The 1,928-nt window shown below is 47.4% G+C and carries 1 tRNA gene and 1 rRNA gene; both read left to right on the forward strand.

The annotated features are described in order from the left end of the window. Window positions 1-155 precede the first annotated feature (155 nt). Window positions 156-1,686 (forward strand): 16S ribosomal RNA (locus tag C1A06_RS14945). Window positions 1,687-1,852: 166 nt separating this feature from the next. Next, a tRNA-Ile gene (locus C1A06_RS14950) sits at window positions 1,853-1,926 on the forward strand. Window positions 1,927-1,928: the final 2 nt, after the last annotated feature.

Raw genomic sequence — 1,928 nt, forward strand, 5'->3', positions numbered from 1 at the left:
AAAACAAAGAGATCATTGACATAGTTATAAGAAAATATAGATACATACAAAGCGTGTAGTACATATAAGTATTACATATCAATTCCTACCCGGCTTTGATCTTTTGGATTGAAGCAAGGTAATAACGAGCCACGAAGGATTTAATAAAAAGATATACAAAGAAGAGTTTGATCCTGGCTCAGGATGAACGCTAGCGACAGGCCTAACACATGCAAGTCGAGGGGTAACATGGGCGTAGCTTGCTACAACTGATGACGACCGGCGCACGGGTGAGTAACGCGTATGCAACCTACCTACTACAGGGGAATAACCCGGAGAAATTCGGACTAATACCGCATAATACAGGGGCACCGCATGGTGATATTTGTTAAAGATTTATCGGTAGTAGATGGGCATGCGTTCCATTAGCCAGTTGGTGAGGTAACGGCTCACCAAAGCAACGATGGATAGGGGAACTGAGAGGTTTATCCCCCACACTGGAACTGAGACACGGACCAGACTCCTACGGGAGGCAGCAGTGAGGAATATTGGTCAATGGGCGAGAGCCTGAACCAGCCAAGTCGCGTGAAGGAAGACTGCCCTATGGGTTGTAAACTTCTTTTATAGGAGAGTAAAAAACATTACGTGTAATGTATTGCAAGTATCCTATGAATAAGCATCGGCTAACTCCGTGCCAGCAGCCGCGGTAATACGGAGGATGCGAGCGTTATCCGGATTTATTGGGTTTAAAGGGTGCGCAGGCGGATTTGTAAGTCAGCGGTGAAATCTCCAGGCTCAACCTGGAACCTGCCGTTGAAACTGCAGATCTTGAGTATGGATGAAGTAGGCGGAATTCGTTGTGTAGCGGTGAAATGCTTAGATATAACGAGGAACTCCAATTGCGTAGGCAGCTTACTAAGCCATAACTGACGCTCAGGCACGAAAGCGTGGGTATCAAACAGGATTAGATACCCTGGTAGTCCACGCCGTAAACTATGATTACTAGTTGTTTGCGATAGACCGTAAGTAACTAAGCGAAAGCGATAAGTAATCCACCTGGGGAGTACGCCGGCAACGGTGAAACTCAAAGGAATTGACGGGGGCCCGCACAAGCGGAGGAACATGTGGTTTAATTCGATGATACGCGAGGAACCTTACCCGGGCTTGAAATATACCTGACCGACCTTGAAAGAGGTTTTCTAGCAATAGCAGGTATGTAGGTGCTGCATGGTTGTCGTCAGCTCGTGCCGTGAGGTGTCGGCTTAAGTGCCATAACGAGCGCAACCCTCATCGTTAGTTACTAACAGGTTAAGCTGAGGACTCTAGCGAGACTGCCATCGTAAGATGTGAGGAAGGTGGGGATGACGTCAAATCAGCACGGCCCTTACGTCCGGGGCGACACACGTGTTACAATGGATGGGACAGCGGGAAGCTACCTGGCGACAGGATGCTAATCTCCAAACCCATTCCCAGTTCGGATTGGAGTCTGCAACTCGACTCCATGAAGCTGGATTCGCTAGTAATCGCGCATCAGCCATGGCGCGGTGAATACGTTCCCGGGCCTTGTACACACCGCCCGTCAAGCCATGGAAGCTGGGGGTATCTGAAGTACGTAACCGCAAGGAGCGTACTAGGGTAAAACTAGTGACTGGGGCTAAGTCGTAACAAGGTAGCCGTACCGGAAGGTGCGGCTGGAACACCTCCTTTCTGGAGATGGTTCGTAATATAAAGGAAATGATCTAAGGATCGCCTGATAGTAATACGGACTACACGCTAAGTATTGTATTTAATAAAAAGACTTATGACTATAAATATATACATCTTGAAGCTGTAGTAACTAACAGTAAAGATTTGAATAGAAAGATGTAATGCCAGTCCTATAGCTCAGTTGGTTAGAGCGCTACACTGATAATGTAGAGGTCGGCAGTTCAAATCTGCCTGGGACTACA

Origin of the sequence: Dysgonomonas massiliensis (assembly GCF_900240225.1) — a bacterium.
Classification (GTDB): Bacteria; Bacteroidota; Bacteroidia; order Bacteroidales; family Dysgonomonadaceae; genus Dysgonomonas; species Dysgonomonas massiliensis.